Genomic DNA, 23,773 nt, shown 5'->3' on the forward strand with positions numbered 1-23,773 from the left:
TATAACCCCACACCCCGCCAACTGGGTGTTTGTTTTGTCGGGGGGGGTTTGTTTTGTATATACGAGACTGGTCTGAGCCTCGTCGACGGCCCCCACCCCCACGTTTGGGGGCCTTCGACGTATCCCAGCCGATCAGCCTTGGCCCAGGTCCGTGGACAGCGGGCCGTGGGGCCGATGCGGGCTCGGCAGCCCAAGTTCCTTCAGGTAGCCGATCCGCGCGTTTATGGCAGCGGAGAAGTGCCGCCAGTCCAGACTGTCAATGGGCTCGCTCGGCTTCGGGTCGGTCGCGGACGACGTGACGTAGCAGACCGCGTCATAGAGCTGTTCGGCCATCAACCGTTGGCAGAAGATGCCGAACCGCTCCTGGTAGGACTTGCCGCGCCAGATGTCCTCGACTGGGAAAGCCCCCTCAGCGGGCTTCACGGGCCGCCTCGATCCTTCCTCGTCCTGCATGATGAAGAAGTACCCGAGCCAGGGCTTCTCTCCGGGATAGAGGTCGGCCAACGCTGCCCTTCGAAGATCGACGGCGCTGCCGAGGGCCTCTTCGACCCGGTTGTTGTAGTTGTTGCCGAAGGACGGCCCGCCCAGCGCCTTCATCTCGAAGGCAGCCACCAACGTGTTCTCGTAAGCAACGACGACGTCCCACTGCTTCTGCGGCCTGTAGTAGCCGGGAAGCTCCAGACGCTGGGACGTGGTGATCCGGATGCTCTCCCCCGGATAGCCCGCTTCGAGGAAGAACTTCGCCAGGAGGGCCGCGATGGAATCGAAGTGCTTGCCACCTCTGACAGAACCCGCGGTACCGGCGCCGACTGCGGCCTTGATCGCCGACTGATCCTTCTGGGCCTGCTTGACGCCCCAGTACGCGGCAACGGCGTCCTCGAAATCCTGGCGGCTGACCGTCAAGACCGGTTCCTCCTAAGCGGGTAGCTCGGTAAGCCCGTAGACACGCAGTGCCGCCTCGGTGGCCGCCTTCACGTCCCGCTTGTCGAAGGCGTCGACCAGGGCAGCGCGGTCCTCCTCGGCGATGGCCGCCGGGTCCGGAACGCGGATCTTGCGGAGGTACTGCGCCTGGAAGCGGAGCGTTCCCCCGCGCATCTTGACCGCGTACGCCTCCACGAACGCCTCGGCCACCTTGGAGAGGAGCAGGCCACCGAGAACGCGCATGTCCCAGACGTCCGAGACGATGAAGTACAGGTTGTGGTGAGGGTACAACTTCCCTTCGTCGAGCACCGGATGGATGGTCAGCTTCATGTCCGGGAAGAGGAGTTTGGGCCGACTCGTCAGTCCGTGGTCGACCTTGTCGATCGTCTTGTACCAGCGGTCCGGCTGCTTGACCGCCACGTACCTCTTGCGCAGGGCACCGCTGTGCCGGCGGAAGTAGGCACCGAGTTTCGGATAGGCGGAAAGGTCGACGAGTTCGCCCCGGGAGTTCCACGGATTGACCAGGCAGGACCCGCTCCAGTCGATGGAACCGCTGGTGGTGTCACGGACCATGGCCAGCGGCAGCAGCCGGTCCGACTCGACCAGTTCGCGATCATCGGTGATGAAGACCTTGTCCGCGCCGGTCGCGACACCGATGCCTACGCGTGTGCCCGTGGTCTCGTCCTCCAGCAGCCGGAACCGGTCGCTGAGGTCTTCGAGGACGGCGAGCCTGGCAGGCGAGGCCGCCGGCCAGGAATCCTCACCGGGGAACCAGTGCGGCAGGACGGCCGCCTGCAACGCGGCCGTGGCGATCGGCTCCCGATCCTCGGCCCTGTACCAGGCGAGGAAGTCACGGGCCTCCGGCTCCCCGAACGCACGGGTCGTGTCAGCGGCAACCGCACCGCCCTGCGGACAGCGGGAAATGATCGTGACAGCGGGGTACGCCGAGACCTGCTCCTGGAAGGCGTCCACGTCGTGCATCACCAGTGCCAGGTCCATGCTGAACTCCCTGGTCACCAGCTGGCGGAGCTTTCGGCCGTACTGGTTCCTCATCCAGCGGTCCGCGCAGATGAAACCGAGACGACCGCCCGGCTTCAGACTCCGGAGTGCCACCTCGTAGAAGCCGATGTAGATGTCGGCGCGGCCGCCCATCGTGGAGCAGATGGTCCGGTAGGCGTCCATCCGGTCGGCGGGGACATCCTCCAGCCTGATGTAGGGGGGGTTTCCGACGACGAAGTCCGCGCGGTGCTCGGCGTCAGCCTGGAGAAGGTAGTCGCCCTGCTTCACCCAGTGCGCGGCAACCTTGCGAGCGCCACTCCGCTCCCAGCCGTCATCCTGGAGCCGTTTCTCGACGACTCCACGGCTCTCGGCCACGTTGCGCCCGAGCAGGTCGAACGCCTGGACGGCGTTCACCGCGTCGGTGATCGGACGGCCGTGGGCCCGGCATGAGGCGCTGATCCGTGAAGCGATCACGCCGAGGAACGCCCCGGCACCACAAGCAGGCTCGACGACCTTGAGCTGCGCGAGGTCCTTGTCCGGCGTGTAGCCGAGCAGATCGAGGATGAGCTCGACGACCCAACGGCGGGTGAAGACCTCGCCGTGCTCGACTGCTTCCGCGGGGACCTCAGACAGCGCCTGCTTGTCGATGTCGAAGTGCGCCAGAGTTGCCACGGTTCGACCCTACAGTGGGCGCCTCGGCGATCATCCCGAGCCCGCCACGATCAATGACACTGGGCATCGATGCATTCACCCTCTGGGCCACCCCTTCGCCTGCGCCAGCTCCGTCACCATGCCTCCACCCCGTCTCGCAGGTACCGCATACTGCCATCGGAGATCGCCCTGACAGCGGCATTCAACCGGTTCCGCTGGCGGGTCCGCAGTCGGTCGGCGACCTCCGATGCCGGCAGGAAGACAGCCTCGGAGAGTTCTTCGTCGTGTGGGCGAACCGTCTCGGCCCGAGCGGGTGGGAGCGTGCCCGCATCGAAGATGAAGGCGATCTGGTCGTCCCACGGGCCGTGCGGCGCGACCCAGTCCACGACCAGCAGACGGCGGATGGTGATCTCCAGGCCCAATTCCTCGCGCAGTTCCCGCACTGCGGCCTCATCCGGTGGCTCGTTCGCCTCCGCCATCCCGCCAGGAAGGTCCCAACCTTCCTTGTAGGTCGGGTTGACGGTCAGAATGCGTCCGGCCAGGTCGCGCAGGATCACGTCCGCCGAGACGCGCTTGCGGGCTTGCCGTGCATTGCCCTCAGCCAGATAGGCGTTCCAGGCTTCGGTGTCGGTAGGTGCAGGCCTCACGTTGAACCTCCCCGAGGCAACGGGATGATGTCAGCGAGCAGGAGCTGCCGGGCTCTGCGCGCCTCGTCAAATCGTGCCAGGTATTCACAGACTGGGCCGTAGTCGCGGTGTCTCCCGAGGAGTTCACGGAGTTCATCCATCTGATGAACGACCCGGACAGACCCGAGCGTCGGGCTGGTGTCGAGGAGCTCGGTCCCGACACTGATTGCGGCGTCCAAGTCACCGCAATCGGCATGGATACGGACGAGGGTGATGCGGCTGAAGGTGAGGGAACGCGTGCGCCCCTCCTCCCGAAGGACCACAGCCTGCTTCCCATACCGAAGGGCCTCCTCAGCGCGACCGAGGTCGGTGAACGCCAACGCTGACTCACTGGCAAGAGTGGCGTGGTCGAACGGGCTCAGCCACGGATGCTCGTCATCGGCTCCGAGCGCAAGAGCCGCGTGAGCATGATCGAGCGCCTGCGTTGCCGGGCCGTAGTGCCGGGAGGCTGCCAACGCTCGGGCCAGCATGGTGTTCAGCCGAGCCAGGAGGCTTGGCAAGTGCGGACCCCGGCCGGCCAATTCAATACCGACGGTGGCCCAGTGCACGGCCTTCGCCGGGTCGCCAGTCTGAAGGCACAGATGGCTGGTGCTGGCGGCCACGTGCGCCGTCAGCGGCAGATCACCGGAGGCACGCGCGAGAGGAAGCGCACGAGCGAAGTGCCGAGCCGCAAGATCGTCACGGCCGGAGTCGTGGGCCATCCAACCGGCCATCTCGGTGAGCGCGGCAGCGGCTGCGAAGACTCGCGAGCTACTCGCGATATCAACCAGGCGCGCCACCTGGTCCGAGAGATGGTGAACCACAGCCGAGTAGAGCCGTCCACCCCCTGCCTGCCGATCCGCACGACGGAAGGCCTCTACAGTGGCCAGGTCGCCGCCGCCCTCAGCCTCCGGGGAAGTCAGTGCAGGAGTTGGGATCTCGGAAGCCAGATCTGGTTCCCAGGGTCTGCGGGCAAGACCAAGCAACTCTCCGGGGATGTGGAACGCGTCGGCGATCTGCTCGAACAACGCCAACTTCTCGACCCTGGTTTTGCCATTCATGTAGTCGTACAGCCGTCCTTGGCTGATCTCCACCGCTGCGGCAATGCGTCGGGTACTGACACCGCGCGCGTTGAGGAGCCGGAACACGGCGCCCATGTCGCGGGCCTCACATGCTTTCAGTAGACGCTGGTCCTGGAGCAGACCTGCGGCCACCTCATGCAGGCTCGACTGAACACCCACAGCTTCACTCCCATCACAGTGTGTGTCGATCGTAGGTTCCCGGCACCTTTCCTGACTCCGTTTTGGAGTCACCTACTCGGAGTCTCCTGGGATGTCCAGCTCGACCTTGAATGAGGATCAGCCGCCCTGATCCATCCACGGGAGCCAGTCCGATGCCTCAACCCACCGCAGTGCCAAGCCGCGTGATCGACACCGGGGAAGCGTCAGTGCCCGCTGCTGATCGACTCGACACAACGACGACCGTCCGCCTGCCGTACCGGTCTGAGTCGGTGGCAGCTGCGCGCCGGTTCGTCGGCGCGCAGCTGCGGGAGTGGGGGATGGAAGACCTGGTGTACGACGCCACCGTGATCGTCAGCGAGTTGGTCACCAACTCCATCAAGACCGGCTGCCAGACCCGCATGCTCGTCGGCGTCCGCCGTCCGACCGACCGCACCGTCCGCATCCTCGTCGGTGACGGTTCCCGGTCGATGCCCGTGATGGTCCAGGCCCGGCCCGACGCCACGTCGGGCCGGGGTCTCGCAATGGTCCACCGGCTCACTGACGGCCGCTGGGGTGTCTCGCTCCTCCCGTTCGGCAAGGTCGTCCACGCCGACCTCGCGACTCCCGTGCCGGTCCCCCGGTGAACCGGCAACCTCCGCAGGACACTTACGCCCCCGACGACGCACCGCCGCCGTCACCGTCCATCCCCGATCCCACGCGGATCTGGGCCGCCTACGGCGTATCCGCCGCGGCCGGGCTGCATGTCGTCATCGCGGCCCTCGTACTGATCAACCGATCCCGCTGAACTCCCGGCCGCGCCGCCGATCCGGCGGCGCGGCCGGGACGACCATCACTCATCAACACGCAAGGAGGAACCATGGGTTGGGGAACCGACAAGTCCAGCGGAGGCAAGCACGGCGGTAAGAAGGACCCCGGCACGAGCAAGCCGTCCCCCGACGGATCCCGGCCGGCGCCCGAGCCGAAGCACAAGAAGGACGAGAACAACAAGTGACGGACCCCGTGCATCGACCGGAGCAGGCCGCCGTGCGCGGCCTGCTCCGGGCCGTCGGCGAAGCGCTCGACGGCCCGGTCCCCCGCGAGTGGCAAGCAGCGATCAAGGCAACTCCCCGCCACCGCTTCCTCCCCGAGCGGATCTGGCTGGAGGACCACCAGGGCGGCTATGAGCCGTGCGACCTGTCCACCGACCACGACCGCTGGTTCGAGGCGGCGTACCAGGACACGCCGATCGTCACCCAGATCAACGACGGCCAGGCGTCGGCCGATCCGGCCGATGCCTGGCCCGCCTCCTCCGCCTCCGCTCCCTCGATCGTCGTCCGCATGCTCCGCGACCTCGACGTCCGGCCCGGGATGAACGTCCTGGAGATCGGCACCGGCACCGGCTGGAACGCGGCCCTCCTCGCCCACCGGCTCGGCTCCGGACACGTCACCTCGATCGAGATCGACTCCGAGGTCTCCGAGCAGGCCTGGGCCGCCCTGAACGCGGCGGCCCTGGACGTGGACCTGATCTGCGGAGACTGCTCCCTGGGCTGGCCCCGCCGTCAGCCCTACGACCGGATCATCTCCACCTGCTCGGTCCGCCACATCCCCTGGGCCTGGATCGAACAGACCCGGCCCGGCGGCATCGTCCTCACTCCCTGGGACAACCCCATGCTCTGCTGGGGCCTGCTCAAGCTCACCGTCGAACGCGACCACGCCCAAGGCCGCTTCAGCCCCCACTCCGCGTTCATGCTGATGCGCAACCACCGGCAGGACCTGCGGATCTTCCGCGACGTCGTCCAGGACGACCACGTCCCGGACGAGTCCGAAACGGTGCTCCCGCCCTGGGAAGTCACTGGCGAAAACTGGGAGGCCCGCTTCGCCCTCGGCCTACGGCTGGGCGATGTGTGGACCGCCTGGGAGGACGAGCCGGGCGTCGACGGTGTCGCAGCCCGGCTGTGGGTCGCCACCACCGATGCCCGTTCCTGGGCGGCCGTCGACCACGACGGCCGTCAGAACAAGCGCTTCACCGTGTGGCAGTACGGCCCACGCCGCCTCTGGGACGAGGTCACGGCCGCCCGCCACTGGTGGGAGCAGCACGACCGCCCGGCCCCCGACCGCTTCGGCCTCACCGTCACCGCAAACAGACAGTGGGCCTGGCTCGACCGCCCCGCCCAGCCCGTTCGTCACCCGCTCCCATAAGGGCCCGGCAACCGGGCCGTCGCCGGAGGACCTACTTCGGCCTGCGGCGGGCGCGGACCAGCGCGGCGGCGATCGCGAGGGGGAAGGACAGCAGGAAGAACGTCACCGCCGGCCACAGCGGGTCGCCGTTAGCGATCGCGTTCACGAGCGCGCGGATACCGGCACCGATGATATGCATGCGCGTACCGTAGCGTCACCCCTCGCCGGGCCGTCCGGTGCCCCTGACCAGCGAGAACGGCCCGACTCCCCCGCATAGGGGGAGCCGGGCCGTCGGCGTTCGAACCAGGCGCGCTCAGCCTCCGAGCTGGATGCCGGCCATCCGCTTCCACTCGTACGCGCCGGTCTTCACCTTCAGCCCCAGCTCGCCCTCGAAGTCGTCGTGCAGGGTGAGCCCCGCCAGCTCCGCGGCCCGGCGGCCGACGGCGTACGTGGGGGCGACCTGGTCGCCCCAGGCGCCGTCCGCACCGACCACGACGATGCGGGTGGCCACGGCGCCGACGTACTCGACGACCGCGTCGGCGCTGCCGCCGTGCTGCTGGGCGAAGCTGGTCAGGTGCTTGGCGATGCGCTTGGCGCGGCGCTCGGTACGGGCGTCCGGCGCGGCGGCGGTGGCGGTCTCTGCGCTGCTCATGCCCGCATGCTACCCACCGGTACGCGACCTGGCGACGGGAGCGCCCTGTGCACCGGGACACATACTCGGAGCATGACGTTCAAAGGCTGGCCGACCGAGGCGCTGGACTTCTACGAGCACCTCGAAGCCGACAACTCGAAGTCCTTCTGGCAGGCCCACAAGGAGCAGTACGACGACGCCGTGCGGGCCCCGATGGAGGCGCTGCTCGCCGAGCTGGAGCCGGAGTTCGGGCCGGGGAAGATCTTCCGCCCCAACCGGGACGTCCGCTTCAGCGCCGACAAGTCCCCGTACAAGACCCACATCGGCGCGCACCTGGAGTCCGGCGGCTACATCCAGCTCTCCGCCGACGGCCTGGCCTGCGGCAACGGCATGTACCGGCTCGCTGCCGACCAGTTGGAGCGCTACCGCGCCGCCGTCGCCGAGGACGTCAGCGGCGCCGAGCTGGAGCGGGTGATCGCCCGGGTGGAGCAGGCGGGCCCGCGGGTCCACGGCCGCGACTCCCTGAAGTCCGCTCCGCGCGGCTACGCCAGGGACCACCCCAGGATCGAGCTGCTGCGGCACAAGGGCCTGGTGGCCTGGCAGGACTGGGAGCCCGCGAAGTGGCTGGGCACCCGCGCCGCCCACACCCGGATCGTCGACTTCCTGCGCGCCTCCCAGCCGCTGCGGGACTGGCTGGACGGCCACGTCGGCCCGTCGGAGCTGCCGTCCCGCTGAGAAAAGGAAGAGCCCCGGTCCACCAGGACCGGGGCTCTTCGCCGTCCAACGAGCTTTACTTCACGAACGGATCGATCGCGCACACCACGAACAGCAGCGACAGGTAGGTGATCGACCAGTGGAACAGCCGCATCTCCTTCAGCTTGGCGCCCACGATCCCGGCCTTGGCCCGCCCGTACAGCGCGTGCGCCTCCCGCAGCCAGAACCCGCCGAGCAGCACCGCGGCGACGGGGTACAGCCAACTCATGTGCCCCAGCGGCCAGACGGCCAGCGAGACCGCCACCATCACCCAGGAGTAAGCGACGACCTGCTTGCCGACCGCCACGTTGCCCTTGATGACCGGGAGCATCGGCACGCCGGCCCGCTCGTAGTCGTCGCGCACCTTCATGGACAGCACCCAGGTGTGCGGCGGCGTCCAGAAGAAGACCACCAGGAACAGCGCGACCGCCGCCCAGGACACCGAGTTGGTCACCGAGGACCAGCCGATCAGCACCGGCATGCAGCCGGCGATGCCGCCCCAGACGATGTTCTGCGAGGTGCGCCGCTTGAGCCCCAGGGTGTAGACGAACACGTAGAACAGCAGCGCGCCGAGGGCCAGTCCGGCGGAGAGCCAGTTGACGCCGACGCCGAGCAGCAGGGTGGAGACGATGCCGAGCACCACGCCGAACACCAGCGCCTCGCGCGGCGACACCATCCCCGTGACGATCGGCCGGCGCTCGGTGCGGGACATCAGGGCGTCGATGTCGCGGTCGATGTACATGTTGAGGGCGTTGGCGCCGCCCGCCGAGAGGTAACCGCCGACCACGACCTTCAGCACCAGCAGCATGTTCGGCACGCCCTGCTGGGCCAGGAACATCACCGGCACGGTGCTCATCAGCAGCAGCTCGATGATCCGTGGCTTGGTCAGTGCGACGAACGCGCCGACACGGGCCCCGATGGGCCGGTGCGCAGGAGTCGCCCCGGTGACCCCGGCGGGACGGGTTTCGACGGCGGTCACTAACACCCCAACTGAAGATGAATCTTCGCAGGCGTCCACAGGAACGAAGGGTCCCGAATTCGTCCGCTCTGCGCGTACCACGCCACCTTAGACGCTCCATATATCCCATCCGGCTCCGGGGTCCCCCGGCGAGGCGGATCGCACACCCCCGGGTGAACCGACTGGGTGAAGCCACGAAGCGGCTCCGGCGCGCCCCCGCAACCCGTCCCGACCACCCGGGCGGCGCGCCCGTACAAAACGGGAGAGCCTGGGGCAAAACAAGTCGGACCGCCCTAGTGGGAATCACCATGCGGAAATCCCGGTTGTCCCGGCACGGAGGGTGAGCCCCGGCCCGGACGGTAGGCTCGCACGCAGAAGCGGGATCTACCCTCCGTGACCGGCACCATCCACAGTCGGGACCACAGCGCCGTGGCCGACCCGGTCCCCATTCACGGGGTCACTCTTCACAATGGAAGGAGCCCTGAGACAGGGTGAGCACTGCGCCGACGAACGCATTCGAGTGGAGCGACCTGGATGAGCGCACGGTTGACACGGCGCGCGTCCTCGCGATGGACGCTGTCCAGAAGGTCGGTAACGGGCACCCCGGGACGGCCATGTCCCTGGCGCCCGCTGCCTACCTGATCTTCCAGCGCTTCCTGCGCCACGACCCGACCGACCCGGCCTGGGTCGGCCGCGACCGCTTCGTCCTCTCCCCCGGGCACACCAGCCTGACCCTCTACACCCAGCTGTACTTCTCCGGCTACGGCCTGGAGCTGGACGACCTCAAGGCCTTCCGGGTCGCCGGCAGCCGCACCCCGGGCCACCCCGAGCACGGCCACACCGCGGGCGTGGAGACCACCACCGGCCCGCTCGGCCAGGGCATCGCCAACGCGGTCGGCATGGCGATGGCCGCCCGCTACGAGCGCGGCCTGTTCGACCCGGAGGCGGCCGCCGGGGAGTCCCCCTTCGACCACACCATCTGGGCCATCGTCTCCGACGGCGACCTGGAGGAGGGCATCTCCGCCGAGGCCTCCTCGCTGGCCGGCCACCAGAAGCTGGGCAACCTGGTCGCCCTCTACGACGACAACCACATCTCGATCGAGGGCGACACCGAGACCGCCTTCTCCGAGGACGTCCTCAAGCGCTACGAGGCGTACGGCTGGCACGTCCAGCGCGTCACCCCGAAGGCCAACGGCGACGTCGACGTCGAGGCCCTCGCCGGTGCGCTGGCCGCCGCCAAGGCCGAGACCTCCCGCCCGTCGATCATCGCGATGCGCACGATCATCGCCTGGCCGGCCCCGGACGCCCAGAACACCGCCAAGGCGCACGGCTCCGCGCTCGGCGCCGCCGAGATCGCCGCCACCAAGAAGGTCCTGGGCTTCGACCCGGAGAAGACCTTCGAGGTCAGCGACCAGGTCATCGAGCACGCCCGCCGGGTCATCAAGCGCGGCAAGGCCGCCCGCGACCAGTGGCAGCAGGGCTTCGACGCCTGGCGCGCCGCCAACCCGCACCGGGCCGCCGAGTTCGACCGCATCCAGGCCGGCGAGCTGCCCGAGGGCTGGAAGAAGGCCGTCCCGACCTTCCCGGCCGGCAAGGACGTCGCCACCCGCAAGGCCTCCGGCGAGACCCTCAAGGCGCTCGGCGCGGTGATCCCGGAGCTGTGGGGCGGCTCGGCCGACCTCGCGGAGTCCAACCTCACCACCATCGACGAGGACAGCTCCTTCCTCCCCGAGGGCAACCCGCTGAAGTCCGCCAGCCCGTTCGGCCGGACGATCCACTTCGGCATCCGCGAGCACGCCATGGGCTCGACCATGAACGGCATCGCCCTGCACGGGAAGACCCGCGTCTACGGCGGCACCTTCCTGGTCTTCGCCGACTACATGCGCCCCGCCGTCCGCCTGGCCGCGCTGATGAAACTGCCGGTCACCTACGTCTGGACGCACGACTCGATCGGCCTCGGCGAGGACGGCCCGACCCACCAGCCGGTCGAGCACATGGCCTCGCTGCGCGCCATCCCGGGCCTGTCCATGGTCCGCCCGGCCGACGCCAACGAGACGGCCGTCGCCTGGCGCACGATCATCGAGCGCCAGACCAGCCACCCCGGCCCGGTCGGCCTGGCGCTGACCCGCCAGAACGTCCCGACCTTCGACCGCGAGGCCTTCGCCTCCGCCGAGGGCACCGCCAAGGGCGCCTACGTGCTGGCCGAGGCCTCCACCGGCGACCCGCAGGTGATCCTGCTGGGCACCGGTTCCGAGGTCCAGCTGGCCGTCCAGGCCCGCGAGGCCCTGGAGGCCGAGGGCGTCGCGACCCGGGTGGTCTCCGTCCCGTCCTTCGAGTGGTTCCAGGAGCAGGACCAGGCCTACCGCGACAGCGTGCTGCCGCCGTCGGTCAAGGCCCGCGTCTCCGTCGAGGCCGGCATCGCCCAGGGCTGGCGCGAGCTGGTCGGCGACCACGGCCGGATCGTCTCGCTGGAGCACTTCGGCGCCTCCGCCGACTACAAGGTGCTGTTCGAGGAGTTCGGCCTGACCACCGAGCGCGTGATCGCCGAGGCGCACAACGCCCTGCGCGCCCTGGAAGCCGTCAACCGCTAATTGCGCTCCGGCCGCGTACCTCGCCCGCACGCGGGTACGCGGCCCCTCTGACTACCCCACGAAGCAGAAGAAGGACTGAAGCACCATGACTGACGCACTGAAGCGCCTCAGCGACGAAGGCGTTGCGATCTGGCTGGACGACCTCAGCCGCAAGCGGCTGAACTCCGGCAACCTGGCCGAGCTGGTGCAGAACAAGCACGTGGTGGGTGTCACCACCAACCCGACCATCTTCCAGAAGGCCATCGCCGGCAGCGGCGACACCTCCTACGACGGCCAGCTGCGCGACCTCGCCGTCCGCAAGGTCACCACCGAGGAGGCGATCCGCATGATCACCACCTCGGACGTGCGCGACGCCGCCGACGTGCTGCGTCCGGTCTACGACGCCTCCAACGGCCGCGACGGCCGGGTCTCCATCGAGGTCGACCCGCGCCTGGCGCACGAGACCGCCCCGACCGTGGCCGAGGCCAAGCAGCTGTGGTGGCTGGTCGACCGCCCGAACGTCTTCATCAAGATCCCCGCCACCAAGGCCGGCCTGCCCGCCATCAGCGAGGTCATCGGCCTGGGCATCAGTGTCAACGTCACGCTGATCTTCTCCCTGGAGCGCTACAAGGCCGTCATCGACGCCTACCTGACCGGCCTGGAGGCCGCCAAGGCCAAGGGCCTGGACCTCTCCCAGATCGAGTCGGTCGCCTCCTTCTTCGTGTCCCGCGTGGACACCGAGATCGACAAGCGCCTGGACAAGATCGGCGGCGACGCCAAGGAGCTGCGCTCCAAGGCCGCCCTGGCCAACGCCCGCCTCGCCTACCAGGCGTACGAGGAGGTCTTCGGCTCGGTCGACGGCAAGACCGACGGCAACGCCCGCTGGAAGGCCCTGGAGGCCGCCGGCGCCAAGCCGCAGCGCCCGCTGTGGGCCTCGACCGGCGTCAAGGACCCGGCCCTGCCGGACACCCTGTACGTCACCGAGCTGGTCGCCCCGGGCACCGTCAACACCATGCCCGAGGCCACCCTGGACGCCACCGCCGACCACGGCGTGGTCAGCGGCAACACCATCGTCCCTAACTACGCCGACGCCAAGGCCCTCCTGGACGCCGTCGCGGCCGCCGGTGTGGACTACGACGACGTGGTCCAGGTCCTGGAGGACGAGGGCGTGCAGAAGTTCGAGCAGTCCTGGCAGGAGCTGCTCGACACCGTCACCGCCTCGCTGGCCTCCTTCGCCACCGAGAAGTGACCGCCGCTCACACACTCAGCGCACGAAAGCGGAGCACACCAAGTGAGCACTGATTTCCCCGAGTTGACATCGGAATCCGACGCGGAGGACCTCCCGCCCTCCCCCGTCAACCCGCTTCGTGACCCCTCCGACCGGCGGCTCCCGCGCATCGCGGGGCCGTCCGGCCTGGTCATCTTCGGGGTCACCGGCGACCTGTCGCGCAAGAAGCTGATGCCGGCCATCTACGACCTGGCCAACCGCGGCCTGCTGCCGCCGGGCTTCTCCCTGGTCGGTTTCGCCCGCCGCGAGTGGGACAACGAGGACTTCGCCCAGGAGGTCCACGACGCGGTCAAGGAGCACGCCCGCACCCCGTTCCGGGAAGAGGTCTGGCAGCAGCTCGCCAAGGGCATGCGCTTCGTCCACGGCACCTTCGACGACGACGACGCCTTCGACAAGCTCCGCGAGACCATCGAGGAGCTGGACAAGGCCCAGGGCACCGGCGGCAACTTCGCCTTCTACCTGTCCGTCCCGCCGAAGTTCTTCCCCACGGTCGTCCAGCAGCTCAAGAAGCACGGCCTGGCCGACCCGCCGCAGGGCTCCTGGCGCCGAGCCGTCATCGAGAAGCCCTTCGGTCACGACCTGGAGAGCGCCCAGGAGCTCAACAAGGTCGTCCACGAGGTCTTCCCCCGGGACGAGGTCTTCCGGATCGACCACTACCTGGGCAAGGAGACGGTCCAGAACATCCTGGCGCTTCGCTTCGCCAACCAGATGTTCGAGCCGATCTGGAACCGGTCGTACGTCGACCACGTGCAGATCACCATGGCCGAGGACATCGGCATCGGCGGCCGGGCCGGCTACTACGACGGCATCGGCTCCGCCCGTGACGTCATCCAGAACCACCTGCTCCAGCTGATGGCGCTCACCGCCATCGAGGAGCCGGCGTCCTTCCACCCGAAGGCGCTGGTGGCCGAGAAGCTCAAGGTGCTCAGCGCCGTCAAGCTCCCGGCCGACCTCGGCCGGCACACCGTGCGCGGCCAGTACGCGACCGGCTGGCAGGGCGGCGAGGAGGTCGTCGGCTACCTGGACGAGGACGGCATCGACCCCGAGTCCAAGACCGACACCTACGCGGCCATCAAGCTGGAGATCAACAACCGCCGCTGGGCGGGCGTCCCGTTCTACCTGCGCACCGGCAAGCGGCTGGGCCGCCGGGTCACCGAGATCGCGGTGGTCTTCCAGCGCGCTCCGTACCTGCCGTTCGACTCCTACGCGACCGAGGAGCTGGGGCAGAACGCCCTGGTCATCCGGGTCCAGCCGGACGAGGGTGTGACGGTGCGGTTCGGCTCGAAGGTGCCCGGCACCTCCTTCGAGGTCCGGGACGTCACGATGGACTTCGCCTACGGCGAGTCCTTCACCGAGTCCAGCCCGGAGGCGTACGAGCGGCTCATCCTCGACGTGCTGCTCGGCGACGCCAACCTGTTCCCGCGCCACCAGGAGGTCGAGCTCTCCTGGCAGATCCTCGACCCGATCGAGCGGTACTGGGACACCCACGGCAAGCCCGCCCAGTACGCGGCGGGCACCTGGGGCCCCGCCGAGGCTGACGAGATGCTCGCACGAGACGGCAGGAGCTGGCGCCGGCCATGAAGATCGACCTCACCAACACGACGTCCAGCAAGATCAACGCAGCGCTGATGGAGGCGCGCCGGGCCAGCGGCTCCACCGCCGCGGGCATGGTGCTCACCCTGGTGATCGTGACCGACGAGGGCAGCGCCTACGACGCCCTCAAGGCCGCGAACGACGCCTCCCGCGAGCACCCGATGCGCACCCTCGCGGTGATCAAGCGCGCCGGCCGCTCGCCCCGGGCCCGGGCCGAGACCCGGCTCGACGCCGAGATCCTGGTCGGCTCGGACGCGGGCTCCGGGGAAACGGTCATCCTGCGCATGCACGGCGAACTCGCCGCGCACGCCCAGTCCGTGGTCCTGCCGCTGCTGCTGCCGGACGCCCCGACCGTGGTCTGGTGGCCGGACAACGCGCCGCAGCACCCCGCGCAGGACCCACTGGGCGCGCTCGCCCAGCGCCGGATCACCGACGCGGTCACCGCCGAGTCCCCGGTCGGCCAGCTCGCCCAGCGGGCCCAGAGCTACACCCCGGGCGACACCGACCTGGCCTGGACCCGGCTCACCGGCTGGCGCTCGATGCTGGCCGCCGCGCTGGACCAGCGGCCGTCCACCATCGTCTCCGCGGCGGTCGAGGGCGAGTCCTACAACCCCAGCGTCGAGCTGCTCGGTCTGTGGCTGCTCAACCGGCTGCACGTGCCGGTCGAGCGGGTCGTCACCGGCGGTCCCGGCATCACTGCGGTGCGCCTGCGCACCAAGGACGGGGACATCACCCTGGACCGCCCGGACGGCCTGCTGGGCATGCTCTCCATGCCCGGCTCGCCGGACCGCCAGGTGGCGCTCAAGCGGCGCGAGACCTCGGAGCTGATCGCCGAGGAGCTGCGCCGGCTGGACCCGGACGACATCTACTCGACGGCCGTGCGCACGCCCGTCGAGCGGCTGAGCGAGCACGACGACTCCGTCCCGGCTGCCGCCGAACAGATCGCCCAGGCGGTCGAGGCCTCGGTGGCCGAGTCGGACGGCGGCCCGGCCGCGCCCGCCGACACGGCCGGGGCGGAGAAGAAGCCCGCGGCGAAGAAGGCCGCCGGCAAGCGCGCCGCCGCCAAGGACGACGCATGACCAGGGCCGTTCCGCAGCTGGTCGTCCACCGGGACAAGAACCTGATGGCCCAGGCGGCCGCGGCCCGGCTGATCACCCGGATCGTGGACGCCCAGGCCGCCCGCGGCACCGCCTCGGTGGTGCTCACCGGCGGCCGCAACGGCAACGCCCTGCTGGCCGCGATCGCCGCCTCCCCGGCGCGCGACGCGGTCGACTGGGGCCGGCTGGACCTCTGGTGGGGCGACGAGCGCTTCGTACCCGCCGCCGACGGTGACCGCAACGCCGTCCAGGCCCGCGCCGAACTGCTGGACGCCGTCCCGCTCGACCCGGCACGGGTACACGAGATGCCCGCCTCGGACGGGGTGGACGGCTCCGACGTGGAGGCCGCGGCCGCCCGCTACGCGCAGGAGCTGGCGAAGGCCGCCGGACCGGGCGACCGGCTCGGCGTCCCGGCCTTCGACGTGCTGCTGCTCGGCGTCGGCCCGGACACCCACGTCGCCTCGCTCTTCCCCGAGCACCCGGGCGTGCGGGAGACCGAGCTGACCGTGGTCGGCGTGCGCGGGGCCCCCAAGCCCCCGCCGACCCGGATCTCGCTCACCCTCCCGGCGATCCGGGCGGCCCGCGAGGTCTGGCTGCTGGCCGCCGGCGAGGACAAGGCGGGCGCGGTCGCGCTGGCCCTGTCCGGCCCCGGCGAACTGCAGGCGCCCGCCTCCGGCGCGTACGGCCGCAGCCGCACCCTGTGGCTGCTGGACCGCGCCGCCGCCGAGCGGATCCCGGCCCAGCTGTACCCGCCGGCCTCGGCCTAGCCACGCCCTGACGCCGAAGGGCGCCCACCGTCGCTCGACGGGGGGCGCCCTTCCTGCTTCTCCGGCGCTCGGCTCGGTCAGATCTCGCCGCGCAGCTTGGCCAGCGCCTCCGCGAGGATCGCCTCGCCGTCGGCGTCGGTGCGCCGCTCACGGACGTAGGCGAGGTGGGTCTTGTACGGCTCGTTGCGCGAGGGCGCCGGCGGATTGTGCTCGTCCTGCCCGGCCGGGAAGCCGCAGCGCGGGCAGTCCCAGGTGTCCGGGATGACGGCCTCGGCGGCGAAGCTGGGCCGGGTCTCGTGCTTGTTGGCACACCAGAAGGAGATCCGGTTGCGCGGAGCGGACTCGCCGCGCTCCGCCTCCCCCATCGGGCCGGCCCCGACCCTGCTGCCACGGATGGCGTTGCCACTTGCCACGGTCTGACTCCCTGCGTGCTGGTGCGCCGACCCGCCGCGGTGCGCGTCGGTGGCGAAAGTCGTCCTAGTGTAAGCAGGACTTAAGCTTCCACCACCATCGCCTCCGCCCCGACCGTCCAAGGATAGGCGCTCGGGCGACGGGGCGTCAGGGTTGCGTCAGCTCTTGTACTTCAGGACCAGCCCCAGCACGATGATGCAGGCGAACCAGCCGACGCCGACCACGATGGTGATGCGGTCCAGGTTGCGCTCGGCCACCGCCGAACCGCCGCCGGTCGACATCGCGCCGCCGCCGAACATGTCCGACAGGCCGCCGCCCTTCCCCTTGTGCAGCAGCACCAGCAGGATCATCAGCAGACTGAAGATGATCAGGGCAATCGAGAACCCGAGAACCACGACGGGACCAACTCTCTCGTATCTTCGGCGAAGGGGCCGGGCCGCGTACGGCGGTCCGGCCCCAAAGCCTACGTTGCTGCGGCGGCGTTAGCCTACTGCCTGCTCACGGTAGCGCACGATCTTGACGAACTCGTCCGCGTCCAGCGAGGCACCGCCGATCAGACCGCCGTCGATGTCCGGCTTGGCCATCAGGCCGGCCGCGCTCGACGCCTTGACCGAACCGCCGTACAGCACGCGGACCTTGTCGGCCAGCTCGGCGTCGTACAGCTCGGCGATCCGCCTGCGGATGGCGGCGCAGACCTCCTGCGCGTCCTCCGGGGTGGCCACCTCGCCGGTGCCGATCGCCCAGACCGGCTCGTAGGCGACCACGATCGACTCGGCCTGGTCGGCCGGGACGCCCTCCAGGGCGCCGTCCAGCTGGGCCAGGGTGTACTCGACGTGGGTGCCGGCCTTGCGGATCTCCAGCGGCTCGCCGACGCACAGGATCGGGGTGACCCCGGCGCGGTACGCGGCCTTGACCTTGGCGTTGACGATCTCCTCGTTCTCGCCGTGGTACTGCCGGCGCTCCGAGTGGCCGATCACCGCGTAGGTGCACTGCAACTTGGCCAGCATCGGACCGGAGACCTCGCCGGTGTAGGCGCCGCCGTCGTGCTGCGAGATGTCCTGCGAGCCGTACTTGATCTTCAGCTTGTCGCCGAAGACCAGGGTCTGCACCGACCGCAGGTCGGTGAACGGGACCAGGACGGCCACCTCGACGGCCTCGTAGTCCTTGTCGGCCAGCGCGAAGGCCAGCTTCTGGGTGTGCTGGATGGCCTCAAGGTGGTTGAGGTTCATCTTCCAGTTGCCCGCCATCAGCGGGAGACGCTCAGTCATGCTTTCAGCCTTCCAGGGCGGCGAGACCGGGGAGGGTCTTGCCCTCCAGGTACTCGAGGCTCGCGCCACCGCCGGTCGAGATGTGCCCGAACTTCGTCTCGTCGAAGCCCAGGATGCGGACGGCCGCGGCGGAGTCGCCGCCGCCGACCACGGTGAACGCCGCACTGTCGGTCAGGGCCTGCGCGACGGCCTTGGTGCCGTTCGCGTAGTCCGGGTGCTCGAAGACGCCCATCGGGCCGTTCCAGAACACCGTGCCGGCGTCAGCCAGCTTCGCCGCGTAGAGCTCGCGGGTCTTCGGGCCGATGTCCAGGCCCTCCTTGTCGGCCGGGATCGCGTCCGAGCCGACGACCTCGTAGTTCGCCGGGGTCTTGCCCTTGAGGTCCGGGAACTCGGCGGAGACCAGGACGTCCACGGGCAGGACGAACTCGACGCCCCGCTCCTCGGCCTCGGCCAGGTAGCCCAGGACGGTCGGGATCTGGTCCTCCTGCAGCAGCGAGATGCCGACCTCGTGGCCCTTGGCCTTGAGGAAGGTGTACGCCATGCCGCCGCCGATCAGGATCCGGTCGGCCTTCTTCAGCAGGTTGTCGATCACACCAAGCTTGTCCGACACCTTGGCGCCGCCGAGCACGACGACGTACGGGCGCTTGACGTCCTCGGTGAGCTTCTTCAGCACGCCGACCTCGGTGGCGATCAGGTCGCCGGCGGCGTGCGGCAGCAGGGCCGGCAGGTCGTACACCGAGGCGTGCTTGCGGTGCACGGCGCCGAAGCCGTCGCCGACGTACAGGTCGGCCAGGGCGGCCAGCTGCTCGGCGAAGGCCTTGCGCTCGGCGTCGTCCTTGCTGGTCTCACCGGCGTTGAAGCGCAGGTTCTCCAGCAGCGCGACCTCGCCGCCGGCCAGCGCGGCGACGGCGGAACCGGCCGCCTCGCCCACGGTGTCGGCGGCGAAGGCGACCGGCTTGCCGAGGATCTCGCCGAGGCGCTCGGCCACCGGCGCGAGCGAGAACTGCGGATCCGGCGCGCCCTTGGGACGGCCGAGGTGGGAGGCGACGACGACCTTGGCACCGCGCTCGACGAGCTTGGCGATGGTCGGGGCGACGGCGCGGATCCGGCCGTCGTCGGTGATCCGGCCGTCCGACAGCGGAACGTTCAGGTCGGCGCGTACGAAGACGCGCTTGCCGGCGACGTCCAGGTCTTCGATGGTCTTCACGGGTTCTTCGGTCTCCTGGGGAGATGGTTGATGCGCAGAGGCGGCACGGCGCAGGGGCCGCCTGAGAAGTCCTTGTACGCAGAGCGAGGGCCCGGTCGGCACATTTCGCCGTCCGGGCCCTCGCCCCTACATCACGTCAGCTCCCACAGCGTCAGAGCTGGCCGCCGACGAGGGTGACCAGGTCGACGACGCGGTTCGAGTAGCCCCACTCGTTGTCGTACCAGCCGAGCACCTTGACCTGGTTGCCCTGGACCATGGTCAGGCTGGAGTCGAAGATGCACGAGGCGGGGTCGTTGACGATGTCCGAGGAGACGATCGGGTCCTCGGTGTAGGCCAGGATGCCCTTGAGCGGACCCTCCTGCGCGGCCTTCTGGAAGGCCGCGTTGACCTCGTCCTTGGTGACCTCGCGCTCCAGGGTGACGACCAGGTCGGTGATCGAGCCGGTCGGGACCGGCACGCGCAGCGAGGTGCCGTCCAGCTTGCCCTTCAGCTCCGGCAGGACCAGGGCGGTCGCCTTGGCGGCACCGGTCGAGGTCGGGATGATGTTCTGGCTCGCCGCACGAGCACGGCGCAGGTCCTTGTGCGGGAAGTCCAGGGTGACCTGGTCGTTGGTGAACGCGTGGACGGTGGTCATCAGACCCTTGACGATGCCGAAGCTCTCGTTCAGCACCTTGGCCATCGGCGCCACGCAGTTGGTGGTGCAGGAGGCGTTGGAGATGACGTGGTGGTTGGCGGCGTCGTACTTGTCGTCGTTGACACCCAGGACGATGGTGACGTCCTCGTCGGTGGCGGGAGCCGAGATGATGACCTTCTTCGCGCCGGCGGCGAGGTGCTTCTTCGCAGCCTCGGCCTTGGTGAAGATGCCGGTGGACTCGACGACGATGTCGGCGCCCAGGGCGGCCCACGGCAGGTTGGCCGGGTCACGCTCGGCGGTCACCTTGAAGGTGTGGCCGTCGACGGTGATGCTGTCCTCGGTGTGCGAGACCTCGCCCGGGAAGGTGCCCAGGGTGGTGTCGTACTTGAGCAGGTGAGCCAGGGTCTTCGTGTCGGTGAGGTCGTTGACACCGACGATCTCGATGTCCGCGCCCTGGGCCTTGACGGCGCGGAAGAAGTTGCGGCCGATGCGGCCGAAGCCGTTGATGCCTACCCGGATCGTCACGAACCGATCTCCTCGTTAGGTACGCCGGCGCTGAGCCGACGGGGATGAGATTTGGGAAGTCCCCGACCGCCTACGACCCTACCTCTCCCGGGCCTGGGAGGGCACATCGCGCCACCAGGCAAGACGTGGCGTGGCGCGGTGCCGGGCCCTCCGTCCTTCCCGCCCCGGGCCGTTGGCCCTGGTCAAGTGGTCTTGACCAATTTCGCTTCGCCGTCCGCTCCCGTCCGGCCCCGGACACGACGACGGCCGGTGCCCCGGAATCCGGACACCGGCCCTTGTTCGCCCGATCGCCTCCGGGTCGCTCCGACCCGGTCGGCCCGGGGCGGTCCGCGCGCGGAGCGCGGTGCGTCAGTTGAGCGCCATCTCGTCGGTCAGGTTGGCCTCGGTGCTCGGCAGGCCGAGCTCGGCGGCGCGCTTGTCGGCCATCGCCAGCAGGCGGCGGATCCGGCCGGCCACCGCGTCCTTGGTCAGCGGCGGGTCGGCGAGCGCTCCCAGCTCCTCCAGCGAGGCCTGCTTGTGCTGCATCCGCAGCTGGCCGGCCGCGGCCAGGTGCTCGGGCACCTCCTCGCCGAGGATCTCCAGCGCGCGGGCCACCCGGGCGCCGGCCGCGACCGCGGCCCGGGCCGAGCGCCGCAGGTTGGCGTCGTCGAAGTTGGCCAGCCGGTTCGCGGTGGCCCGGACCTCGCGCCGCATCCGGCGCTCCTCCCAGGCGAGCACCGACTCGTGCGCCCCCAGCCGGGTCAGCAGCGCGCCGATCGCGTCACCGTCGCGGATGACCACCCGGTCCACCCCGCGCACCTCGCGGGCCTTGGCCGGGATGCCGAGCCGACGGGCCGCGCCGACCAGCGCCAGCGCCGCCTCGGAGCCGGGGCAGGTGATCTCCAGCGAGGAGGAGCGGCCCGGCTCGGTGAGCGATCCGTGCGCCAGGAAGGCCCCGCGCCAGGCCGCCTCGGCGTCGCAGGTGGCACCGGAGACGACCGCCGGGGGCAGGCCCCGGATGGGACGGCCGCGGCCGTCCACCAGACCGGTCTGGCGGGCGAGCAGCTCGCCGTCCTTGACCACCCGGACGACGAAGCGGCTGCCGCGCCGCAGCCCGCCGGGCGCCATCACGACGAGGTCGGAGGAGTGCCCGAAGATCTCCAGCAGGTCCTTGCGCAGCCGCCGCGCCGCCGCCCCGGTGTCCAGCTCCGCCTCGATCACGATGCGGCCGCTCACGATGTGCAGTCCGCCCGCGAACCGCAGGATCGCCGACACCTCCGCCTTGCGACAGCAGGCCCGGGTGACCGGGAGCCGGCTGATCTCGTCCTTCACCGCTGGAGTCATCGCCATGGCCCGATCCTTCCATGTGTCCGGAAAATCCGGTCGTACGCGGCCGCCAACAGCTCGGGGTCGTGTCGCGGGGTGCCGTCGGTGCGGGCCACCGTACCGAGCACCAGAGCGGCGCCCATCCGTTCGGCGGCCTTCTCCAGACCGGCCAGGTCCGCCTGCCCGAAGGCGCCGCCCGTGACGGCGCGCTCGTCCACCAGGATCGCATCCACCACGAGGCCGGGAGCGTGGTCGGCGATGACCTCCAGGTGGCGCTGGGGGGTGAAGCCCTCGGTCTCGCCGGGCTGCGGGGCCAGGTTCAGGGTGAGCAGACGGCGGGCGCGGGTCTCCATCAGCGCCTTGGCCAGCTCGGGCACCAGCAGGTGCGGCAGCACGCTGGTGAACCAGGAGCCGGGGCCGAGCACCACCCAGTCCGCCTCCCGGACCGCGGTGACCGCCTCCGGCACGGCCGGCGGCTCGTCCGGCAGCAGCCGGATCGACTGCACGGTGCCCGGGGTGACCGCCACGCTGGCCTGGCCGCGGACGGCCGAGACCTCGGCCGGGCGCGCCGGGTCGTGGCCGCGCACGGTCGCCTCGATGTCCAGCGGCACCGCCGACATCGGCAGCACCCGGCCCTGGACGTTCAGCAGCCGGCCCACCCAGTCCAGCGCGGCGACCGGGTCGCCCAGCTTCTCCCAGAGGGCGACGATCAGCAGGTTGCCGACCGCGTGGCCGCCCAGCTCGCCGTTGCCGGTGAAGCGCTGCTGGATCACCTCGGACCAGGTGCGGCCCCAGTCGTCGTCCCCGCACAGCGCGGCCAGCGCCTTGCGCAGGTCGCCGGGCGGCAGCACCCCCAGCTCCTCGCGCAGCCGCCCGCTGGAGCCGCCGTCGTCGGCGACGGTGACCACGGCGGTCAGGTCGCTGGTGAGCCGGCGCAGCGCGGACAGCGAGGCGGACAGGCCCTGGCCGCCGCCGAGCGCGGTGATCCGGGGAGCCGGATTGGCCCGGGCGGGACTGCTGCGCGGACGGCTCGGCGACGGGCTGCCCGCCCGTTCGCCGGTCCTGCTCTGCGGCTGCCGCCCGGGCACGTATCCCGCCACACTCACCTCGCGTTCCTCGACCCCGCCACCGGCTCCGCCGGCGGCCCGGCAGGGAAGGCGGCGGTTACTCCCGTCCCATGTCACGGTGGACGAGCACCGTCTCGACTCCGTCGGCGATGAGACGCTTGGTCAGACGCTCGGACATGGCGACGCTGCGGTGCTTGCCACCGGTGCAGCCTACGGCAAGCGTCATGTAGCGCTTCCCCTCCCGGCGGTAGCCCTCGGTAACGATCCGGAGCAGCTCGGCGTAGCCGTTCAGGAACTCGTTGGCGCCGGGCTGCTGGAAGACGTAGTCGGCGACGTCCGCGTCGGTGCCGGTGCGGGCCCGCAGCTCGGGCACCCAGTGCGGGTTCGGCAGGAAGCGGCAGTCCACCACGAGGTCGGCGTCGACCGGCAGGCCGTACTTGAAGCCGAAGGACATCACGGTGGCGCGCAGCTCGGGCTCGTCGTGGTCGGCGAACTGGGCGTCCAGCTTGGCGCGCAGCTGGTGCACGTTGAGGTTGGAGGTGTCGATCACCAGGTCAGCCTCGCCGCGCAGGTCGCGCAGCAGGTCGCGCTCCTGGGCGATGCCGTCCACGATCCGGCCGTCGGCCTGCAGCGGGTGCGGGCGGCGGACGCTCTCGAAGCGGCGGACCAGGGCCTCGTCGGAGGAGTCGAGGAAGACCACCCGGAGCCGGACGCCGCGCTTCTCCAGCTCGTCCAGCGAGGTGAGCAGGTCGTCGAAGAACTGGCGGCCGCGGACGTCCACGACCACGCCGATCCGGGCGACGTTGCCCTGGGAGCGGGCGCCCAGGTCGACCATGGTCGGGATCAGGGCCGGCGGCAGGTTGTCCACCACGAACCAGCCCAGGTCCTCCAGGCACTTCGCGGCGGTGGAGCGGCCGGCTCCGGACATGCCGGAGATGATCACCAGCTCCGGCGCGTTCTCAGCCACGTCTGACACGGTCACTTCGGTTCCCCGCTCTCGGTCTTTCTGCTGGGGAGAACGCGCACGGCACGGCCGCCCTTCCCCGTCCCGGACAGGCGGGCGGG

At 70.1% G+C, this 23,773-nt stretch carries 24 protein-coding genes; 9 read left to right on the forward strand and 15 right to left on the reverse strand.

The window, feature by feature from the left end:
- Positions 1 to 132: 132 nt before the first annotated feature.
- The 4 genes from ACFV1W_RS04625 to ACFV1W_RS04640 all read right to left on the reverse strand — a co-directional run bounded on the left by ACFV1W_RS04625 (position 133) and on the right by ACFV1W_RS04640 (position 4,450).
- Positions 133 to 903 (reverse strand): PaeR7I family type II restriction endonuclease, encoded by a 771-nt coding sequence (locus ACFV1W_RS04625; protein ID WP_380413068.1) that lies wholly within the window; start codon positions 901 to 903, stop codon positions 133 to 135.
- Between the two features lie 12 nt (positions 904 to 915).
- The gene (locus tag ACFV1W_RS04630; RefSeq protein WP_380413070.1) at positions 916 to 2,592 is read right to left on the reverse strand and encodes an Eco57I restriction-modification methylase domain-containing protein; all 1,677 of its coding nucleotides are present in this window, start codon (positions 2,590 to 2,592) and stop codon (positions 916 to 918) included.
- A 113-nt stretch (positions 2,593 to 2,705) separates the two neighbouring features.
- Complete coding sequence (locus ACFV1W_RS04635) at positions 2,706 to 3,218, reverse strand: NUDIX domain-containing protein (protein WP_380413072.1); 513 nt, start codon at positions 3,216 to 3,218, stop codon at positions 2,706 to 2,708.
- Positions 3,215 to 4,450 carry a helix-turn-helix domain-containing protein gene (locus ACFV1W_RS04640; protein ID WP_380413074.1) on the reverse strand — a complete coding sequence of 412 codons (1,236 nt, stop codon included), beginning with the start codon at positions 4,448 to 4,450 and terminating at the stop codon, positions 3,215 to 3,217. The genes ACFV1W_RS04635 and ACFV1W_RS04640 overlap by 4 nt, the downstream gene beginning before the upstream one ends.
- Positions 4,451 to 4,629: 179 nt before the next feature.
- On the opposite strand from ACFV1W_RS04640, the gene ACFV1W_RS04645 reads away from it, so the two are divergent.
- From ACFV1W_RS04645 to ACFV1W_RS04655, 3 genes are all read left to right on the forward strand, one after another.
- Positions 4,630 to 5,100 (forward strand): ATP-binding protein, encoded by a 471-nt coding sequence (locus ACFV1W_RS04645; RefSeq protein ID WP_380413169.1) that lies wholly within the window; start codon positions 4,630 to 4,632, stop codon positions 5,098 to 5,100.
- A gap of 233 nt (positions 5,101 to 5,333) precedes the next feature.
- Positions 5,334 to 5,468 (forward strand): hypothetical protein, encoded by a 135-nt coding sequence (locus ACFV1W_RS04650; protein WP_360418559.1) that lies wholly within the window; start codon positions 5,334 to 5,336, stop codon positions 5,466 to 5,468.
- On the forward strand, positions 5,465 to 6,655 hold the full coding sequence (locus ACFV1W_RS04655; RefSeq protein ID WP_380413076.1) for a methyltransferase domain-containing protein: 1,191 nt from the start codon (positions 5,465 to 5,467) through the stop codon (positions 6,653 to 6,655). The genes ACFV1W_RS04650 and ACFV1W_RS04655 overlap by 4 nt, the downstream gene beginning before the upstream one ends.
- Before the next feature lie 31 nt (positions 6,656 to 6,686).
- On the opposite strand, the gene ACFV1W_RS04660 is transcribed toward ACFV1W_RS04655, so the two are convergent.
- Together ACFV1W_RS04660 and ACFV1W_RS04665 are read right to left on the reverse strand one after the other, a co-directional pair.
- A complete protein-coding gene (locus tag ACFV1W_RS04660; protein WP_380413078.1) occupies positions 6,687 to 6,833 on the reverse strand; it encodes a hypothetical protein in 147 nt (48 codons plus the stop codon).
- 114 nt (positions 6,834 to 6,947) lie between these two features.
- Positions 6,948 to 7,286: a hypothetical protein gene (locus tag ACFV1W_RS04665; RefSeq protein ID WP_380413079.1), complete on the reverse strand. Its 339-nt coding sequence runs from the start codon at positions 7,284 to 7,286 to the stop codon at positions 6,948 to 6,950.
- A 72-nt stretch (positions 7,287 to 7,358) separates the two neighbouring features.
- On the opposite strand from ACFV1W_RS04665, the gene ACFV1W_RS04670 reads away from it, so the two are divergent.
- Positions 7,359 to 8,000, forward strand: coding sequence for a DUF2461 domain-containing protein (locus tag ACFV1W_RS04670; protein WP_380413081.1), 642 nt, complete (start codon positions 7,359 to 7,361; stop codon positions 7,998 to 8,000).
- A 55-nt stretch (positions 8,001 to 8,055) separates the two neighbouring features.
- Here ACFV1W_RS04670 and ACFV1W_RS04675 read toward each other — a convergent pair whose 3' ends face one another.
- Positions 8,056 to 9,003 (reverse strand): heme o synthase, encoded by a 948-nt coding sequence (locus ACFV1W_RS04675; protein WP_380413082.1) that lies wholly within the window; start codon positions 9,001 to 9,003, stop codon positions 8,056 to 8,058.
- A gap of 464 nt (positions 9,004 to 9,467) precedes the next feature.
- On the opposite strand from ACFV1W_RS04675, the gene tkt reads away from it, so the two are divergent.
- From tkt to pgl, 5 genes are all read left to right on the forward strand, one after another.
- The gene (gene tkt / locus ACFV1W_RS04680; RefSeq protein ID WP_380413084.1) at positions 9,468 to 11,567 is read left to right on the forward strand and encodes a transketolase; all 2,100 of its coding nucleotides are present in this window, start codon (positions 9,468 to 9,470) and stop codon (positions 11,565 to 11,567) included.
- Positions 11,568 to 11,652: 85 nt separating this feature from the next.
- Complete coding sequence (gene tal, locus ACFV1W_RS04685; protein ID WP_380413086.1) at positions 11,653 to 12,795, forward strand: transaldolase; 1,143 nt, start codon at positions 11,653 to 11,655, stop codon at positions 12,793 to 12,795.
- Between the two features lie 63 nt (positions 12,796 to 12,858).
- The gene (zwf, locus tag ACFV1W_RS04690; protein ID WP_380413171.1) at positions 12,859 to 14,415 is read left to right on the forward strand and encodes a glucose-6-phosphate dehydrogenase; all 1,557 of its coding nucleotides are present in this window, start codon (positions 12,859 to 12,861) and stop codon (positions 14,413 to 14,415) included.
- A complete protein-coding gene (opcA, locus tag ACFV1W_RS04695) occupies positions 14,412 to 15,506 on the forward strand; it encodes a glucose-6-phosphate dehydrogenase assembly protein OpcA (protein ID WP_380413088.1) in 1,095 nt (364 codons plus the stop codon). The genes zwf and opcA overlap by 4 nt, the downstream gene beginning before the upstream one ends.
- Positions 15,503 to 16,291 carry a 6-phosphogluconolactonase gene (gene pgl / locus ACFV1W_RS04700; RefSeq protein ID WP_380413090.1) on the forward strand — a complete coding sequence of 263 codons (789 nt, stop codon included), beginning with the start codon at positions 15,503 to 15,505 and terminating at the stop codon, positions 16,289 to 16,291. The genes opcA and pgl overlap by 4 nt, the downstream gene beginning before the upstream one ends.
- A gap of 77 nt (positions 16,292 to 16,368) precedes the next feature.
- On the opposite strand, the gene ACFV1W_RS04705 is transcribed toward pgl, so the two are convergent.
- The 8 genes from ACFV1W_RS04705 to rapZ form a co-directional block, all read right to left on the reverse strand.
- Positions 16,369 to 16,656 (reverse strand): RNA polymerase-binding protein RbpA, encoded by a 288-nt coding sequence (locus ACFV1W_RS04705; protein WP_030308030.1) that lies wholly within the window; start codon positions 16,654 to 16,656, stop codon positions 16,369 to 16,371.
- A 204-nt stretch (positions 16,657 to 16,860) separates the two neighbouring features.
- Positions 16,861 to 17,097: a preprotein translocase subunit SecG gene (gene secG / locus ACFV1W_RS04710; protein WP_270143317.1), complete on the reverse strand. Its 237-nt coding sequence runs from the start codon at positions 17,095 to 17,097 to the stop codon at positions 16,861 to 16,863.
- A gap of 87 nt (positions 17,098 to 17,184) precedes the next feature.
- Positions 17,185 to 17,970 carry a triose-phosphate isomerase gene (gene tpiA, locus ACFV1W_RS04715; protein ID WP_380413092.1) on the reverse strand — a complete coding sequence of 262 codons (786 nt, stop codon included), beginning with the start codon at positions 17,968 to 17,970 and terminating at the stop codon, positions 17,185 to 17,187.
- Between the two features lie 4 nt (positions 17,971 to 17,974).
- Positions 17,975 to 19,177 (reverse strand): phosphoglycerate kinase, encoded by a 1,203-nt coding sequence (locus ACFV1W_RS04720; protein ID WP_380413094.1) that lies wholly within the window; start codon positions 19,175 to 19,177, stop codon positions 17,975 to 17,977.
- Positions 19,178 to 19,328: 151 nt separating this feature from the next.
- Positions 19,329 to 20,336 carry a type I glyceraldehyde-3-phosphate dehydrogenase gene (gene gap / locus ACFV1W_RS04725; protein WP_380413096.1) on the reverse strand — a complete coding sequence of 336 codons (1,008 nt, stop codon included), beginning with the start codon at positions 20,334 to 20,336 and terminating at the stop codon, positions 19,329 to 19,331.
- A gap of 348 nt (positions 20,337 to 20,684) precedes the next feature.
- Entirely contained in the window at positions 20,685 to 21,665 is a 981-nt protein-coding gene (gene whiA, locus ACFV1W_RS04730; protein WP_030288283.1) for a DNA-binding protein WhiA, read from the reverse strand.
- Positions 21,656 to 22,741, reverse strand: coding sequence for a uridine diphosphate-N-acetylglucosamine-binding protein YvcK (gene yvcK / locus ACFV1W_RS04735; RefSeq protein WP_380413173.1), 1,086 nt, complete (start codon positions 22,739 to 22,741; stop codon positions 21,656 to 21,658). Before yvcK ends, whiA begins: the two co-directional genes overlap by 10 nt.
- Before the next feature lie 64 nt (positions 22,742 to 22,805).
- Positions 22,806 to 23,690 (reverse strand): RNase adapter RapZ, encoded by an 885-nt coding sequence (gene rapZ / locus ACFV1W_RS04740; protein ID WP_270143324.1) that lies wholly within the window; start codon positions 23,688 to 23,690, stop codon positions 22,806 to 22,808.
- Positions 23,691 to 23,773: the final 83 nt, after the last annotated feature.

It is taken from the genome of Kitasatospora sp. NPDC059648 (assembly GCF_042734825.1).
In the GTDB taxonomy this organism is placed as follows: Bacteria; Actinomycetota; Actinomycetes; order Streptomycetales; family Streptomycetaceae; genus Kitasatospora.

Excerpts from the sequence above, each read along its gene's own strand:
- ACFV1W_RS04650 (WP_360418559.1), top strand. The coding sequence starts at position 5,334 with ATGGGTTGGGGAACCGACAAGTCCAGCGGAGGCAAGCACGGCGGTAAG.
- ACFV1W_RS04645 (WP_380413169.1), top strand. The coding sequence starts at position 4,630 with ATGCCTCAACCCACCGCAGTGCCAAGCCGCGTGATCGACACCGGGGAA.
- ACFV1W_RS04665 (WP_380413079.1), bottom strand. The coding sequence starts at position 7,286 with ATGAGCAGCGCAGAGACCGCCACCGCCGCCGCGCCGGACGCCCGTACC.
- opcA (WP_380413088.1), top strand. The coding sequence starts at position 14,412 with ATGAAGATCGACCTCACCAACACGACGTCCAGCAAGATCAACGCAGCG.
- whiA (WP_030288283.1), bottom strand. The coding sequence starts at position 21,665 with ATGGCGATGACTCCAGCGGTGAAGGACGAGATCAGCCGGCTCCCGGTC.
- ACFV1W_RS04660 (WP_380413078.1), bottom strand. The coding sequence starts at position 6,833 with ATGCATATCATCGGTGCCGGTATCCGCGCGCTCGTGAACGCGATCGCT.
- ACFV1W_RS04670 (WP_380413081.1), top strand. The coding sequence starts at position 7,359 with ATGACGTTCAAAGGCTGGCCGACCGAGGCGCTGGACTTCTACGAGCAC.
- ACFV1W_RS04705 (WP_030308030.1), bottom strand. The coding sequence starts at position 16,656 with ATGGGGGAGGCGGAGCGCGGCGAGTCCGCTCCGCGCAACCGGATCTCC.
- tpiA (WP_380413092.1), bottom strand. The coding sequence starts at position 17,970 with ATGACTGAGCGTCTCCCGCTGATGGCGGGCAACTGGAAGATGAACCTC.
- tal (WP_380413086.1), top strand. The coding sequence starts at position 11,653 with ATGACTGACGCACTGAAGCGCCTCAGCGACGAAGGCGTTGCGATCTGG.
- pgl (WP_380413090.1), top strand. The coding sequence starts at position 15,503 with ATGACCAGGGCCGTTCCGCAGCTGGTCGTCCACCGGGACAAGAACCTG.